Consider the following 14,597-nt stretch of genomic DNA (forward strand, 5'->3'; position numbering starts at 1 on the left):
ATCCGGAGCATCAGAACCGCGTTCGGACCTCACGAAGCAAGACCAGCGCTTTGCGCCGCGTGCTTTCCGAAAAGGAATTCCCATGACCAGCCGTTCCGTTGCCGGGATCCATCCCGCCCGCCGCGACGATATCGCTGACCTCGTCACCCGGCGGCCGGTGCCGGGACCGGGCCTCGATCAGGTCGATCCGTTCCTTTTCCTGAATCATCACGGCCCGCAGGTCTATCAGCCCGGAAACAACGGCCTGCCTTTCGGTCCGCATCCGCACCGCGGCTTCGAGACGGTGACCTTCATTCTCGAAGGCAATCTCGCCCACCACGACACGGGCGGCCATGAAAGCATCATCGAAGCGGGCGGCGTGCAATGGATGACGGCAGGCTCCGGCCTGATCCACGCGGAAGTGTCGCCGCCCAGCTTCAAGCAAGCGGGCGGTGCCCTGGAAATCCTCCAGCTCTGGGTCAATCTCCCGTCGCAGCTGAAGATGTCACCTCCGCGCTACACCGGCGTTCAGGTCGACGGCATTCCCGCGATCCCGATCGCCGAAGGGCAGGGTACCCTGAACCTGATAGCGGGCACCTATGGGGACCTCACCGGGCCGATCCCGTCGCTCACTGGCGTGTTCATGTCGACCGTGCGTCTGTCCGCCGGCGCGCGGATCGACCTGCCGGCTCCCAAAGAGCGGAGCGTGTTTCTTTACGTCGTATCTGGAAGCGTCTCGGTCAGCGGCGAGGCCGTGAACGCCTGGCATCTCGTCACCGTGAGAGATGATGGCGACACCCTCTCGATCGAGGCGCAAAGCGACGCGGTACTCCTGTTCGGCCACGCCGACCCGATCCGCGAACCGGTGGTGGCCCATGGTCCCTTCGTCATGAACACGCAGGCGGAAATCGGCGAGGCCATCCGCGACTATCAGGCGGGCAAGTTCAACGGCACCGGCCCCTTGCGCGGCGTCGGGCAATAACGGCGCGGTTCTTGCGGGGAGAGGCACTCTCCGCAAGGCTGCCTTGAGGCGAGGTGTGCTGAAGAAGGGTGATGGCGGAGGGGCGCTCGGATTTGCCCTAGGACCCGCCGCCTTTCCCTGCCTAATTGGCCGCCAGCGCCTTCCCCAAAAGCGGAAGGTGTTCGCGGAGGAATCGACGCCAGATTTCCGACCGATGAGGGAGCGCGCGAAGGCGCTCCGAACAAATCGGCGCCAAATGGCGGTCTTGTGGCGGAAAGGCTGACCGGGCGTGAGCGATGACGGGGATCATCCTTGGGACCGCAGTGGTCACCGTGAGCGCTCAACAGGCAATGGGCAGCAACACAGGCCAGAGCCGGAATATGCGTCCGTGCTCAATTTCGCCATTCGCTGGCCCCGGCGCGCTTTCTATAAGGATGACTGCACATCAAGCGGCTCGCCGAAGTGCCCGAGGCTTGTTCCCTGGCTTGCCAGGGCGCTCAGGATCGTTTCGCTGTCAGTGCGTTGCAGCCAATCCGGGCTCGCTTCGAAGAACAGGACCTTGGCGTCCTTGCAAAGCACCAGGACCGCAGGCTGGTCGATTTCGTAACTGAACGTGCCGAGTGTCGAGCCTATCCATTCCTGGCCGGGCGCGACTTCAGGCTGTTCTTCGGGCAGGAACGTGATGCCGAGGTCTCTCGCCAGTGCATAGCCGGGGTCGCTGGCGACGGTGAAGCCAAGCTGGTGGCGCTCGATCAGCGCCCGATCGACGGGGATCTGCGCGCTGGCGGCAACGAGTGGAACGCCTTGCTCGCGAAGCGCGGGCCATAGCGTTTCGTTGTAATAGGGCAGGGCGATGTTACAGGCCGGGCAGCCGCCGAAGCGGAAGAACACGAGCACCGCCGGTCCCTCTGCGAGAAGCTGGTCGCGGGTGAGTTCCCCTCCATCCTGGTCGATGAGCCTGAAAGGCGCGATCACGTCACCCGCGCGCGGCAATGTCGCGGGGTCGTGACGTCTGGCCAGTTCGCGGCGCTGCGCAGCGTTTCGCTCGAGCTGCTCGGCGCTCCAAGTCCGTGCGCGCTCGGCCTGAAGCTCGGTGAAACGATCCTTGAGGCTCTTCGTCATTCTTTCCCTCCGGATGGATGTCCGGGGGCAAGGCTAGGCGGGGCGCCGCGGCGGCGATAACAAGAAGCGCAGTCGCACCCTTGATAATTTTCAATAAGGGCTTGGCGGTCTACAGCGCGGCCACGACTTCGCGCGCCAGGCTGGCCAGCTGGCTTGTCGGGCCGTCCAGGTTCGGCGCGGTCTGGAGAATGCATGAGACGTTGGGAAGGGCGGGCAAGTCTCCATCTTCCAGCGGCGCGTCACGCAGGAACAGATGCGTGCGGCAGGTCACTCCGAGCCCGGCATCGACAGCCGCGCGCAAGGCAGTGAGGTTGGGCGTCTCCACAGATATCCGGTAGGGCCGCCCGGCTTCCTCCAGAGCATGGATCGCCGCTTCGCGAAAGCGGCAGGGCGGCTCCAGCACGGCGAGCTGCACCACGGTTTTCCGGGCAAGGTCGGGGTTGCCGTACCAGGCCATGGGCGCACTGGCGATGGCGCCCGGATCGCTCGCCGCGGCAAAGCCCAGCACGATATCCAACTGACGACGTTCAAGCTGGCCCAGCAATTCCGCGGTTCCGGCGATCCGCGAATAGAGCTGCGCCTCGGGATGCAGTTCGGCGAAGCGGGCCAGAAGCCCGGACAGCAGCATCTCGGCGAAATCCTGGACCATGCCGATTCTCGCAGGCCCGGTGAAATGGCCCGCGGTTACGGCGGCGACGGCCTCGTCATGAATGTTCAGCACCTTGCGGGCATATTCCAGCATCAGCTCACCCGAAGGGGTCAGCGTGAGCCGGCGGCCGTCGCGGTGGAACAGGGCCTGCTGGAGCAGCTCCTCCAGACGCTTGATTTGGAGGCTCAGTGCGGACTGGCTCACGAAGACCCGTTCCGCTGCGTTGAGCATCGAGCCCGTATCGACGATCGTCACGAAGCTGCGCAGCAGGTTGGTCGGCAGATTTACAGGCATGTGAGAATCACTCGCTCAGAGAGGGCATCGGCGCGAACCTAGCGACCCGCACTATCTCAACCAAATTAGTAGAGTTTGTCCCGCTGATGGCAATCCTTGTGTGGCTGCACAGGAAGAGGCGGGCGGCATTCACCCCGCTTGCTGCACGATTCAGCTACGAAAATCCCCGGTTTCCCTGCGTTATGAGCGCGGCTGATAGGCCTTCCGTCAAAACTCAATTGAATTAGTAGACAATGCGATGTCTCTTCCGCGGATGCCATATCCGAGACGACACCAATGAGCGCCCGCCCGTCCTCCCGCATCCTCTCGTTCGGAGCGCTGGCCCATACGCTGCGCAGCGCACGCTGGCTGTCGCCCTTGCTGTTCCTGCTTTTGTGGGAGCTGGGATCGCGCTGCGGCCTCATTCCCGAACGCACTCTGGCGGCGCCGTCGACAGTGCTGTCGACCATGCTGGATATGGCGCTTTCCGGGGAGCTTTCGAACAACCTCTGGGTCTCGTTCCTGCGTGTGGCGATCGGACTCGCGATCGGGATCAGCATTGGCGTCGTGCTGGCGCTGGTCGCCGGGCTGTCGCGGCAAGGAGAGGTCGCGGTCGATCCGATCATGCAGATCAAGCGCACGATCCCGACGCTGGCGCTGACACCCCTGTTCATCGTCTGGTTCGGGATAGGCGAAACGCCCAAGATCGCCCTGATCGCCTTCGCCGCGATCTTTCCGGTCTATCTCAATCTGTATAGCGGCATCCGCAGCGTCGACGTGCGGCTTCTGGAGGGTGCACGCAGCTTCGGCTTGAGCCGTGCCGAGCAGATCTGGCATGTCATTCTGCCCGGCGCGCTTCCCTCGCTGCTGGTCGGGCTGCGCTATTCCCTGTCGGTCGCCATACTCGTGCTGGTCGTTGCCGAACAGATCAACGCTTCGGCCGGTCTCGGCTATCTCATCAACAATGCACGCGACTTCATGCGGACCGACATCATCGTGGTCTGCCTGATGGTCTACGCGGTGCTTGGTCTTGCCGCCGACGCCCTGGTGCGCGCCGTGGAAAACCGCGCCCTGGTGTGGCGCCCCAGCATCGTCTCGCAATGACGCCCAGATCCGCACCTTATCCGGAGAACCCAGCCATGGACGCCCGAAAGATCGGTCCGCACCGCGCAACAGCGCCCGAATTCTACATGACGCCGCCGGTCGTCCGCCTGCGGGACTTCAGTCGCAGCTTCGGCGATGACACTGTCATTGCGGGGTTGAACCTCGACATCGCACCGGGGGAGTTCGTGACCCTGCTTGGCCGGTCCGGCTCAGGCAAGACCACGTTGCTGCGCACTCTGGCCGGGCTCGATCCGACGACCGGGCAGGATGTCACGGTTCCAGACTCGCGCGCGGTGGTGTTCCAGGATGCGCGGCTGCTGCCGTGGAAGAAAGTCTGGCGCAATGTCGCGTTGGGTCTTCGGCAGGGCGACGTGCGCCGGCGGGCTGAGGATGCCTTGCGCGAGGTGGGCCTAGAGCACCGGCTCGATGCCTGGCCGCTGACGCTTTCCGGCGGCGAGGCGCAGCGGGTTGCGCTGGCCCGCGCCCTGGTTCGCGAACCCAGCCTGCTGCTGCTGGACGAGCCTTTCGCGGCACTGGACGCTCTGACCCGGCTGCGGATGCACGAACTCGTGCTCGCGCTCTGGACGCGGCACCGGCCCGCGGTGATGATGGTCACGCACGATGTGGACGAGGCGATCGCGCTGGCCGACCGGATCGTCCTCCTGGACCAAGGCCGCATCGTCACGCAGGAGCGGATCGAAGCGCCCCGCGGAGAGCGCGCCCATGTCGCGCGCGGACTGCGCAGCCGTCTACTGAGCGCGCTAGGCGGGCACGTAGCCGAAGGCCCCTCGCCGGCCGAGATCATCGCGCTTCACGCCGGAGGCCTGGCATGAACGCGCCGGTTTCTCTCGTCATCCCTGCGAACGATATGGCGCCGCTGCGCCGCTTCGTGAGGGGCTTCGCTGCCTTGATCGACAGCGGCGCCGGACAGGCGGACATCCTTGCAGACGGCGGCGACCTGCTCGCCCGCCTGGTCTCGCGCGACGATTGGCTGCCCGATGCCTTCGCCCGCCCGCATCCCGAGCGCTATCAGCAATACCTCCTGCACTGCGACAGCGCCGAGCGTTTCAGCGTGGTGTCCTTCGTCTGGGGGCCGGGCCAGGCGACCCCGATCCACGATCACCGCGTCTGGGGCCTCGTCGGCGTGCTGCGCGGAGCGGAGCGCGTGCAGAACTACCGTCGCCGCGGGGATGGCTCGCTCGTCCAGCAAGGCGGGACCGGAGACCTTCGCGAAGGCGAAGTGGAAGGGATCGATCCCCACGTCGGCGACATTCACCGCGTGGCCAATGCCTTTGCCGACCGAACCTCGATTTCGATCCACGTCTACGGGGGCAATATTGGCGCCGTCGAGCGCGCTACGTACCGCGACAGCGGCGAGGAACGCCCTTTCATCTCGGGCTATGCGAACGACGTTCTGCCCAACCTCTGGAATGGAGTGATCCGGGCATGAATGTTTCTCCCGCCCAAGTCCGAAGCGCCTTGCTGGGCCGCCGTGAGATAGCGCTCATCGATGTACGGCAGGAGGCTCAGTTCGCGCTCGGCCACCCGCTGTTCGCGGCGCAGATTCCACTGCAACGCATCGCTCTGGAAGCGCCCTGGCGCATCCCGCGCAAGGATACCCCGATCGTGGTCTATGATGACGGGGAGGGGCTTGCCGAACCGGCGCTGCACCAGTTCCGCGCGCTCGGATATACGCAGGTCGAGGTGCTGGCAGGCGGACTGCCCGGTTGGCGTGCAGCGGGCTATGAACTGTTCGAGGACGTCAACAGCTACTCGAAGGCCTTCGGGGAACTGGTCGAGCACCGCCGCCAGACACCCTCGCTTCCAGCGCCGGACGTGCTCGCGCTGATCGAGGAAAAGGCCGACATCGCCATTCTCGATGCCCGCCGGTTCGAGGAATATGCGACCATGAGCATTCCGGGCGGCCGCAGCGTGCCGGGCGCGGAACTCGTACTGCGAGCGCCCGTTGCCGCGCCGGATCCGGATACGACGATCATCGTCAACTGCGCCGGGCGCACGCGCAGCATCATCGGCACCCAGTCGCTTATCAACGCGGGCCTGCCGAACCGCATCTTCGCCCTGCGCAACGGTACGATCGGCTGGACATTGGCCGGGCAGACGTTGGAAACCGGGCGGCAGGAAAACGTCGACAAGGGCGAAGAGGGCGGACAGGATCTTGCCCGCACGCGGGCCCGTGACGTGGCCTACCGCGCCGGGGTGCGCCGGATCGACGGCGCGGACCTCAGGGCTTTGCTCGCCCACGACGATCGCACTCTCTATCGCTTCGACGTGCGCCAGCCTGCCGAATTTGCGGCCGGTCATCCCGCGGGGTTCCGCAATGCGCCGGGCGGGCAGCTGGTGCAGGAAACCGATCATTTCGCACCCGTGCGCGGCGCGCGCATCGTGCTGGCCGACGACCTCGGCTCGCGGGCCGACATGACCGCTTCGTGGCTTGCCCAGCTCGGCTGGGAGGTGCTGGTGCTGGCTGACGCCTTCGACGGTCCACTGGAAACCGGAGGCGACGGCGCCCCGGCGCCGCGCGGAGCGCATGGCCGCTACAAGCGCCCTTACGAGGGCACCGACAACCGCGAGACCGCCATGCAGGCCTATCTCGACTGGGAATACGGCCTTGTCGCCCAGCTGGAGCGCGACGGCACTCACGGCTTCTTCGTCATCTGATCCCACACCTCAGGGAGAATTGCATCATGACCGTCAAGTTCATCGGCTATATCGGCTTCAACGACAGTTCGGAGATCCACGGCGGCGCGCGCTCGCGGGCGCTCGACCGGGACTATGTGGAGGCGGCCGCCCGCGCGCAGGAAGCGGGCGGGTTCGACCGGGTGCTGATCCCGTTCGGTTCCAGTTCGCCGGAAAGCCAGATCGTTGCGGCCCATGCCGCCGCGATCACCACGCGTCTCGGTTTCCTGGTCGCACATCGGCCGGGCTTCACTCAGCCGACGCTCGCCGCGCGCCAGTTGGCGACGCTGGACCAGCTCTCGGGCGGCCGCGTTGCCGTGCACATCATCACCGGCGGCGCCGATGAGGAGATGGCGCGCGACGGTGACGGGCATACGCTCAAGGCCGAGCGCTACTTGCGCAGCGACGAATATCTGGACGTGCTCAAGCGCGAATGGAGCGAGCAGGCGCCGTTCGACCATTCGGGCCGTTTCTACGACGTGCGCGGCGGCTTCAGCGCCGTGAAGCCCGATAACCTGCCGGTGTTCTTCGGCGGCTCCTCGCCCGAAGCGATCGAGGTCGCGGGGCGCCATGCCGATGTCTACGCTCTCTGGGGCGAGACGCTGGAGCAAGTGGGCGAAGCCGTGCGCGCCGTCCGCCATGCCGCCGCCCAGCATGGCCGCAATCCCGGCTTCTCGCTCTCCTTGCGCCCGGTCATCGCCGATACCGAGGAAGCGGCGTGGAAGAAGGCCGACGAGATCACCGATAAAGTGCGCGCCCAACGCGAGGCGGCGGGCTTGCCGACCAGCGGTCATCGTCCGCCCAATGCCGGATCGCTGCGCCTGCTCGAAACCGCCCAGACCCAGCGGCGTGACACCCGCCTCTGGACCGGCGTGGCCGCGCTCACCGGTGCGGCGGGCAATAGCACCGGCCTTGTCGGCACGCCCGAGCAGGTGGCGGATGCGCTGCTCGAATATTACGACATCGGCATCGACCACTTCCTGATCCGGGGCTTTGAACCGCTGGCAGACGCCATCGACTATGGCCGCGACCTGATCCCGCTGGTCCGCGCCAAACTCGCCGCGCGCGAGGGAGCGGACAAGGTCGCGCTGGCAAGCTGAATCCGGCCTCCCGCGTTTTGGAAATACTCACCTTCCTATCAGCCATCCGCGTTGGTTCGTCCCGGCCCACCCGCATAGCCTGACACCACGCAGAAGGAGGAAAGACATGACCACCCGACAACTCAAGCTCGGCTTCATCCTGCACGGCGTCGGTCCCGGTTGGGACGACTGGCGCCACCCGGACGCCCAGGTCGATGCCAGCACCAGCCTCTCGTTCTATACCCGGCAGGCGCAACTCGCCGAGCGCGGAAAGTTCGACTACCTCTTCGTGGCCGATAGCGTCTCGATCAACGCGCGTTCTTCTCCGCACTATCTCAACCGGTTCGAACCACTGACGATCCTCTCGGCGGTGGCGGCGGTGACCGAACGCATCGGCCTCGTGGGCACGGCCACGGTCAGCTATACCGAGGCCTACAACCTCGCCCGCCAATTCGCTTCGCTCGACCATATCAGCGGCGGCCGGGCCGGTTGGAACGTGGTCACTTCGTGGCTGGAGGGCAGCGCGGCCAACTTCGGACGCGACAAGCACCTCGACCATGACGTGCGCTATCGCCTCGCCGAGGAATACCTCGACGTCGTCAAGGGCCTCTGGGACAGCTGGGAAGACGATGCGCTCGTCCGTGACAAAGCCAGCGGACAGTTCCTCGATCCCGACAAGCTCCACGAACTGAACCACAAGGGCGAATTTCTCTCCGTAAAGGGCCCGCTCAACATCTCGCGCTCGCCGCAAGGGCAGCCGGTGATCTTCCAGGCGGGTTCCTCGGAAGACGGCCGCAACTTCGCCGCCCGCCATGCCGAGGCGATCTTCACTCACCAGGAGGACCTTGCGGAGGGACAGGCCTTCTACGCCGACGTCAAGGCGCGGGCGCGCGGCTTCGGCCGCGATCCCGAGCAGCTTCTGGTGCTTCCCGGCGGCCGGCCCGTGGTGGGTTCGACCGAGGAAGAGGCCGAGTGGCTCTACGGCGAACTGGCGGGCCTCGTCAGTCTGGAGAACGCGCTTCGGGCGCTTGGCCGTTCGTTCAACGACCACAATTTCAGCGTCTACGATCCTGACGGCCCGTTCCCGCATCAGGTTGCGGAAGAAGGGCGCAAGAGCAACCAGAGCGCGTCCGAGCGCGTGCTGGCCGATGCCGCCCGCGGGCTGACGCTGGGCGAAATTGCCCTGCGCGTCGCCACCCCGCGCAGCCACTTCACCGGCACTCCCGAGCAGATCGCGGACCGCTTCCAGCTCTGGCTCGAACAGCGCGGATCGGACGGCTTCAACCTGTTCGAATCCCTGCCCGGCCAGCTTGAGGTCTTCGTCGATCAAGTGGTGCCGATCCTGCAGGCGCGCGGGATCTACAAGCGCGACTACCCCGGCAGCACCTTGCGAGAAACGCTGGGGCTGGACGTTCCCGTCAACCGCAACACCGCCGCGCGCCTGCGCCGCGACGCCGCCTGACACGAAAGCAAAGGAGAAGATTCATGGCCAGCACCGCTTCCACTTTCGACGTTTCGAGCACTGACCTCGTCATCCGCCCCGTGCAGCCGACCATCGGCGCTGAAGTGGAGGGCGTGGACCTTTCCAAACCCCTGACTGACGAGCTGCGCTCCTCCATCCGCGCCGCGCTTCTCAAGTGGAAAGTCCTGTTCTTCCGAGACCAGTCCATCGACGACGCCCAGCAGGCGGCCTTCGCAGCGAACTTCGGCCCGCTCTACACCCACCCCACCACGCGCCACGATGCGGCGAACAAGGAAGTCCACGCCATCGCCGCGCGGGAGGACCGGGAATACGAGAAGAAGCTCGGCTACAAGCTCAGGGCCGGGGAGGCCTATCACACCGATACGAGTTGGCGGCTCGTGCCGACCTGGGGCGCGGTGCTGCGCGATGTGAACCTGCCTGAAGTGGGCGGCGACACGATCTGGGTGGACGCGAACCTGGCATACGAGACCCTCGCGCCGGAACTGAAGGAGCGCCTGGAGGGCAGGCACGTCACGCACAATTTCGTGCCCGCGCTGGAGCTTTCGGGCCACGAATACCCTATCGTCGCGCACAAGATCGTGCGGACGCATCGTGAGACCGGAGAGAAGATCCTCTGGGTCAACTTCTCGCAGCAACCGCAGATACTCGGCCTGGAATTGTCGGAGAGCCGCGAACTGCTGGAAGAAGTGCTTCGCCAGTACAAGCGCCCGGACCTTCAGGCGCGGTTCTCTTGGCGGCCGGGCACGGTCGCGTTCTGGGACAATCGTGCCACGGTGCACTTCGCCGTGCGCAACTACGGCGACTTCCCGCGCGAGCTGCATCGCATCCTGATCGCGGACGAGCCGCTCTGGACGGATCTCTGAACTATGATCGATAGACGCGGCCTGCTTGCAGGACTTGCCACGACTGCCGCCCTGGCCGCTTGCGGCCGGGGCGGCAGCGCGCATACGGAGGTGCTGCGGGTAGGCAGCCAGAAGGGCGGCACGAAATCGCTCATGCTGGCTTCCGGCGCGCTCGATGGCGTCTCCTACGAAGTCGAATGGTCCGAATTCCCGGCGGCGCAGAATCTTCTTGAAGCGCTTGGCAGCAGTGCGGTCGATCTCGGATTGGTCGGCGATGCCCCGTTCCAGTTCGCTTATCAGGCCGGGAGCCCGATCAAGGCCGTGAGCGCGCAGCGCACACAAAGCCGTATCGACGGTGCGCTTTCCATCCTGGTGCCGGCGCGTTCGCCCGTCCGCGACGGCAAGGGCCTGAAAGGAAAGCGGATCGCCACGACGCGCGGCAGCGTCGGGCACTACCTGGTGCTGCGATCGCTGATGGCTTCGGGCTACGGTCCGGGCGACGTCGAACTGGCGTTCCTGTCCCCCAGCGATTCCCGCGCCGCGCTCCAGACCGGTGCGGTGGATGCCTGGTCCACCTGGATGCCCTATGTCGCGGCGGCGCAGGCCGAGGGCGATCGCATCGTCGTCGACGGCAGGGACTTCGTCCAGGGCTACGGCTTCGACGTTGCGCCGGAAAGCGCCATCGAGCGCAAGCGCGCGCAGCTGAGCGATTTCCTCGCGCGAGAGGCAAAGGCCCTGCAGTGGGCCCGGAATCATGTCGATCAATATGGCGCGGTCCTTGCCAGGGAAACCGGGCTGCCGCCGGACATCGCGCGCGCGACGGCGGAAAAGAATGTGCGTCTGCGTGTACCGATCGACGCCAGCGTGATCTCCGATCAGCAAGTCGTGCTCGATACTTTCCGCCGCTTCGGAGAGGTCAAGACTGTGCGGCCGATCGATAAAGCATTCGCGGATCACATCTGAGATAAGAAGAAATGAAATTGAATTGAGGGAATTCAATTTAAATATTCATGGCGAGGATGGGAATAAGCTTCCGTGCTTATTAATTTGGGGGCTTAAGTGAAAAATACTGTAATTGCCGGTTTCCTTGCGAGTGTCTCAATAATCGCCGTTTCTCCTGCCAGAGCAGAAGTGGCTGCCGATGCCGCCGCCGGCACTGCAGCGGAGGCAGATGCCGGTGCTATCGTCGTCACCGGCGCGCGCGGCCGGATCCAGCGTTCGGTGGCGGACAGCCCCGTGCCGATCGACGTGATCAGCCCGCAGGAACTGAAGAATACCGGGCGCACCGGTCTCAAGGAGATACTCGGCAACATCATCCCCTCGCTGAGCATGCCTGCGCTGGGCGGCGGCGGGACCTCGGCCAGTGTCCGGCCGATCTCGATCCGGGGACTTTCCGGTGACTATGTGCTCGTGCTCGTCAATGGCAAGCGGCGGCATACGACATCGCTGATCAACAATCTCTCGCGCATCTCGGGCGGATCGACGCCGGTCGACATCGACCTGATCCCGACCAGCGCGGTCGGCAGGATCGAAGTCCTGCGGGACGGTGCCGCCGCGCAATATGGATCCGACGCGATTTCCGGCGTCATCAACATCATCCTCGACAATTCTCCGCACGGCGGCGAACTGTCAGTGACCGGCGGGCAGCTTTACGAGAAAGGCGGCGCCTTGGCGCAAGTCGCGGGCTCCTATGGCACGCCGCTGGGTGACGGCGGCTTCGCACGGTTCTCCATCGAGGCGAAATATCACGACCGCGCCGATTCCTCGGCAGAGCCCATCCCTTATGTCTATCCCCTGGTGAACGGCCAGCCCGATCCGAGGGAGGCCGATGCGGACCATCTCATCGCCGGCGGCTACGGCCGCTCCAATCGCGACAAGATCGTCGACACCAGTTACAATGCGGAATTGCCGGTCGGCGAGGATACCACGCTCTATTCGTTCTCGACGCTGAGTTACCGCAACATCAAGGATGCCCGCGGCGCATACTTCGCGGCAGCGACCGGGTATAACGGTCTCGCCAACAGTTCCGGCGCATCAGTCTTGCCCCAGCTCTATCCTGCTGGCTTCCAGGCCTATCGCCGCATCTGGGAATGGGACTGGCAGACGGCCGTGGGCCTGCGCACCCAGTTTGCGGAATGGTCGCTGGACCTGTCGACCAGCTATGGGCGCGACAACGTGAAGCTGGGCGCCGAGAACACGCTCAATCCCTCGCTGGGGCCGGACAGCAAGAGCAGCTTTTTCATGGGGCGCCAGAAGCAGGACCTGTGGGTGAGCAATCTTGACCTCAGCCGCGAGCTGGATCTCGGTCTCGCCGGGCCGTTAAGCCTCTCCCTGGGCGCGGAGCAGCGCTGGGAGCGTTTTCAGAACATTGCAGGAGAACCCGATTCCTACAGGGACGGCGGCTACGTGATCCCCTTGGATAGCACGCCTTTCGGCCAGCTCTATGGTGGCCGTTCCCCCTCGCCGGGACTCGTTTCCTTCACCGGCACATCGCCGGCCGACGCGACAAGCATCAGCCGCAACAACCTGGCGGCCTATGCGGACGTTTCCGCCGATGTGATGCCGGGCTGGTTTGTCGGCGTTGCCGGCCGGTTCGAACATTATTCCGACAGCGCAGGCAACACCTTCAGCGCCAAGGCGTCCACCCGCATCGAACTGGCGAAGGGACTTGCGCTGCGCGGCGGCGTCAACACCGGCTTCCGCGCGCCGTCGCTGGCGCAGACGGCGTTCTCGACCACGCAGAACACCGTCACGGTGATCGGTGACGAGCGCGTGTCGACCGTGTCGAAATTCCTGCCGGTGAACAGCGCAGCAGCGATTGCACTGGGGGCAAAGCCGCTCAAGCCGGAGAAGTCTCTCAATTTCACGGCGGGCGTGACTTATGAGACCGGCCCGTTCCGCCTGACGATCGATGCCTATCAGATCCGTATCGACGACCGTATCGTGAAAACCGAATTCCTGGGTACGGCATCCAACGGCGGGGCGGCGATCAAGGACATCCTCGTCGAAAACGGCATCGATGACGTGGATAGCGCCCAGTTCTTCACCAACGCGATCGATACGCGCACACGCGGAGTGGACGTCGTCGGCGAATATACGCTCGATACCGCCTCGCTCGGCACATTTCGCCTGAACGCCGCCTACAGCTACAACAAGACGAAAATCCTCCACGTCATCGACAATCCCGAGGAACTCAGTGACCTGAACGTCACCCTGTTCGGCCGGCAGGCCCAGCGCGATCTCGTTGCGGCCCTGCCCCGCAGCAAGGTGGTGTTGTCCAACACCTGGTCCCTGGCCAAGTTCCGGGCGCTGGCCCGCGTGACGCGCTATGGCAAGTACACCGAGTCCAGCAATGTGGCGGCTTCGGACCGCACTTATGGTGCCAAATGGGTGGCCGACGCTGAAGTGGGCTATCAACTCACCGACAATCTCGACATCGCTGTCGGTGCCAACAACCTCTTCGACGCATATCCCGACAGGAACGGCACCGTCGCTGCAGACGGATCGGGGCTGTACGGGAACTTTGCGCCCTTCGGCCTCAGCGGCGGCTTCTATTATGCCAGACTTGGCGCGAAGTTCTGATGCGGCGCTTTCGACGGGCCGTCTCGCCCGCGGCTTGGCAGTCGAGTTGAGTAGTCGAGTTGGGTAGTCAGGACGGAGTTTTCACATCACCTGCGGGTTCGCCGGGGCTGAATATTTTGCACTGGAATAATTTTCTCCCGGCGAATCCCTACCCCTTACTATTCCTCACTTGAATACCTATCTTGGGCTGATCGCGGATGGGTTCTCTGTAGGCACCCGCGACTGAGAGACCGATTGCGCTCCCGCTTACTACGTGGAGCCATTCTTGGACCTCAATCAGCTGTATTTCGCACATCAACTTGCATCGATGCGGGCAGACTCGGCGGTCGATTCGGCTGTTCGCTCAAGGCATCTTCAGATTGCCCAGGGCTGGGGGCGGCAAATCGAAAATTATCAAGTCAGGCTCGGCGCGGCCGCATCTTGCAGTTGGACTGCACTGCGCGCGGCGGCGCTGACCAACCCGCGTGTCGGACACTCGTCAATCTCAAAGGATCGATAGATGGCAAAGGGCCAAAAAAAGAGCAGCAGGGAAATCCGCAAGCCCAAGAAGCCGGTTCCTCCCAAGCCGAATGCATCAAACGCCTCGACGAAAAATCCAGTCTCGGTTTTGATTGATAAGAGGGACTAACGGCTGACGCGTAACAAGTGGCGATTTGGGAGTTACCGCGATGAGCCGTGCGATGAATCTGTCTCTCGGGCACGTTGAAGTTTTAGCCATGTGCGAAAAATTCGCAGTTTTAATCAGTGTGATCGAGCCGCTTCCGTCAGGAGGAACGCATCTGGTATGTGTTCGAGAGGAGGGCGCGGAGCTTATGCGTCTAAAGTT

General features: G+C 64.3%; 12 protein-coding genes. 10 read left to right on the plus strand and 2 right to left on the minus strand.

What is annotated here, in order from left to right; genetic code table 11:
• Positions 1-82: 82 nt before the first annotated feature.
• The gene (locus tag AB4Z00_RS12510; RefSeq protein WP_442046183.1) at positions 83-961 is read left to right on the plus strand and encodes a pirin family protein; all 879 of its coding nucleotides are present in this window, start codon (positions 83-85) and stop codon (positions 959-961) included.
• Between the two features lie 405 nt (positions 962-1,366).
• On the opposite strand, the gene AB4Z00_RS12515 is transcribed toward AB4Z00_RS12510, so the two are convergent.
• Both AB4Z00_RS12515 and AB4Z00_RS12520 read right to left on the minus strand, forming a co-directional pair.
• Positions 1,367-2,062, minus strand: a complete 696-nt coding sequence (locus AB4Z00_RS12515) for a peroxiredoxin-like family protein (RefSeq protein WP_442046184.1) — start codon at positions 2,060-2,062, stop codon at positions 1,367-1,369.
• A gap of 109 nt (positions 2,063-2,171) precedes the next feature.
• A complete protein-coding gene (locus tag AB4Z00_RS12520) occupies positions 2,172-3,005 on the minus strand; it encodes a LysR substrate-binding domain-containing protein (protein ID WP_132266573.1) in 834 nt (277 codons plus the stop codon).
• 276 nt (positions 3,006-3,281) lie between these two features.
• Between AB4Z00_RS12520 and AB4Z00_RS12525 the strand changes: the two genes are divergently transcribed.
• The 9 genes from AB4Z00_RS12525 (at position 3,282) to AB4Z00_RS12565 (ending at position 13,771) form a co-directional block, all read left to right on the plus strand.
• Complete coding sequence (locus AB4Z00_RS12525) at positions 3,282-4,088, plus strand: ABC transporter permease (protein WP_442046185.1); 807 nt, start codon at positions 3,282-3,284, stop codon at positions 4,086-4,088.
• Positions 4,089-4,123: 35 nt separating this feature from the next.
• A complete protein-coding gene (locus AB4Z00_RS12530) occupies positions 4,124-4,921 on the plus strand; it encodes an ABC transporter ATP-binding protein (protein WP_431567496.1) in 798 nt (265 codons plus the stop codon).
• Positions 4,918-5,538: a cysteine dioxygenase gene (locus tag AB4Z00_RS12535; protein WP_442046186.1), complete on the plus strand. Its 621-nt coding sequence runs from the start codon at positions 4,918-4,920 to the stop codon at positions 5,536-5,538. Before AB4Z00_RS12530 ends, AB4Z00_RS12535 begins: the two co-directional genes overlap by 4 nt.
• On the plus strand, positions 5,535-6,767 hold the full coding sequence (locus tag AB4Z00_RS12540) for a rhodanese-like domain-containing protein (protein ID WP_442046187.1): 1,233 nt from the start codon (positions 5,535-5,537) through the stop codon (positions 6,765-6,767). The genes AB4Z00_RS12535 and AB4Z00_RS12540 overlap by 4 nt, the downstream gene beginning before the upstream one ends.
• 26 nt (positions 6,768-6,793) lie before the next feature.
• Positions 6,794-7,885: an LLM class flavin-dependent oxidoreductase gene (locus AB4Z00_RS12545; protein ID WP_442046188.1), complete on the plus strand. Its 1,092-nt coding sequence runs from the start codon at positions 6,794-6,796 to the stop codon at positions 7,883-7,885.
• Between the two features lie 106 nt (positions 7,886-7,991).
• Positions 7,992-9,326, plus strand: a complete 1,335-nt coding sequence (locus tag AB4Z00_RS12550; protein WP_442046189.1) for an LLM class flavin-dependent oxidoreductase — start codon at positions 7,992-7,994, stop codon at positions 9,324-9,326.
• Between the two features lie 23 nt (positions 9,327-9,349).
• Entirely contained in the window at positions 9,350-10,210 is an 861-nt protein-coding gene (locus AB4Z00_RS12555; RefSeq protein ID WP_132266554.1) for a TauD/TfdA dioxygenase family protein, read from the plus strand.
• A 3-nt stretch (positions 10,211-10,213) separates the two neighbouring features.
• A complete protein-coding gene (locus tag AB4Z00_RS12560; RefSeq protein WP_442046190.1) occupies positions 10,214-11,152 on the plus strand; it encodes an ABC transporter substrate-binding protein in 939 nt (312 codons plus the stop codon).
• 168 nt (positions 11,153-11,320) lie between these two features.
• Positions 11,321-13,771, plus strand: coding sequence for a TonB-dependent receptor plug domain-containing protein (locus AB4Z00_RS12565; RefSeq protein ID WP_442046191.1), 2,451 nt, complete (start codon positions 11,321-11,323; stop codon positions 13,769-13,771).
• The last annotated feature ends 826 nt before the right edge of the window (positions 13,772-14,597 follow it).

The sequence above is a fragment of the Novosphingobium sp. YAF33 genome (assembly GCF_052113265.1).
In the GTDB taxonomy this organism is placed as follows: Bacteria; Pseudomonadota; Alphaproteobacteria; order Sphingomonadales; family Sphingomonadaceae; genus Novosphingobium.

What these genes read in the sequence shown, in the direction of transcription:
- AB4Z00_RS12545 (WP_442046188.1), top strand. Translation starts at nt 6,794, where the DNA reads ATGACCGTCAAGTTCATCGGCTATATCGGCTTCAACGACAGTTCGGAG.
- AB4Z00_RS12555 (WP_132266554.1), top strand. Translation starts at nt 9,350, where the DNA reads ATGGCCAGCACCGCTTCCACTTTCGACGTTTCGAGCACTGACCTCGTC.
- AB4Z00_RS12525 (WP_442046185.1), top strand. Translation starts at nt 3,282, where the DNA reads ATGAGCGCCCGCCCGTCCTCCCGCATCCTCTCGTTCGGAGCGCTGGCC.
- AB4Z00_RS12530 (WP_431567496.1), top strand. Translation starts at nt 4,124, where the DNA reads ATGGACGCCCGAAAGATCGGTCCGCACCGCGCAACAGCGCCCGAATTC.
- AB4Z00_RS12520 (WP_132266573.1), bottom strand. Translation starts at nt 3,005, where the DNA reads ATGCCTGTAAATCTGCCGACCAACCTGCTGCGCAGCTTCGTGACGATC.
- AB4Z00_RS12560 (WP_442046190.1), top strand. Translation starts at nt 10,214, where the DNA reads ATGATCGATAGACGCGGCCTGCTTGCAGGACTTGCCACGACTGCCGCC.
- AB4Z00_RS12535 (WP_442046186.1), top strand. Translation starts at nt 4,918, where the DNA reads ATGAACGCGCCGGTTTCTCTCGTCATCCCTGCGAACGATATGGCGCCG.
- AB4Z00_RS12515 (WP_442046184.1), bottom strand. Translation starts at nt 2,062, where the DNA reads ATGACGAAGAGCCTCAAGGATCGTTTCACCGAGCTTCAGGCCGAGCGC.
- AB4Z00_RS12550 (WP_442046189.1), top strand. Translation starts at nt 7,992, where the DNA reads ATGACCACCCGACAACTCAAGCTCGGCTTCATCCTGCACGGCGTCGGT.
- AB4Z00_RS12510 (WP_442046183.1), top strand. Translation starts at nt 83, where the DNA reads ATGACCAGCCGTTCCGTTGCCGGGATCCATCCCGCCCGCCGCGACGAT.
- AB4Z00_RS12540 (WP_442046187.1), top strand. Translation starts at nt 5,535, where the DNA reads ATGAATGTTTCTCCCGCCCAAGTCCGAAGCGCCTTGCTGGGCCGCCGT.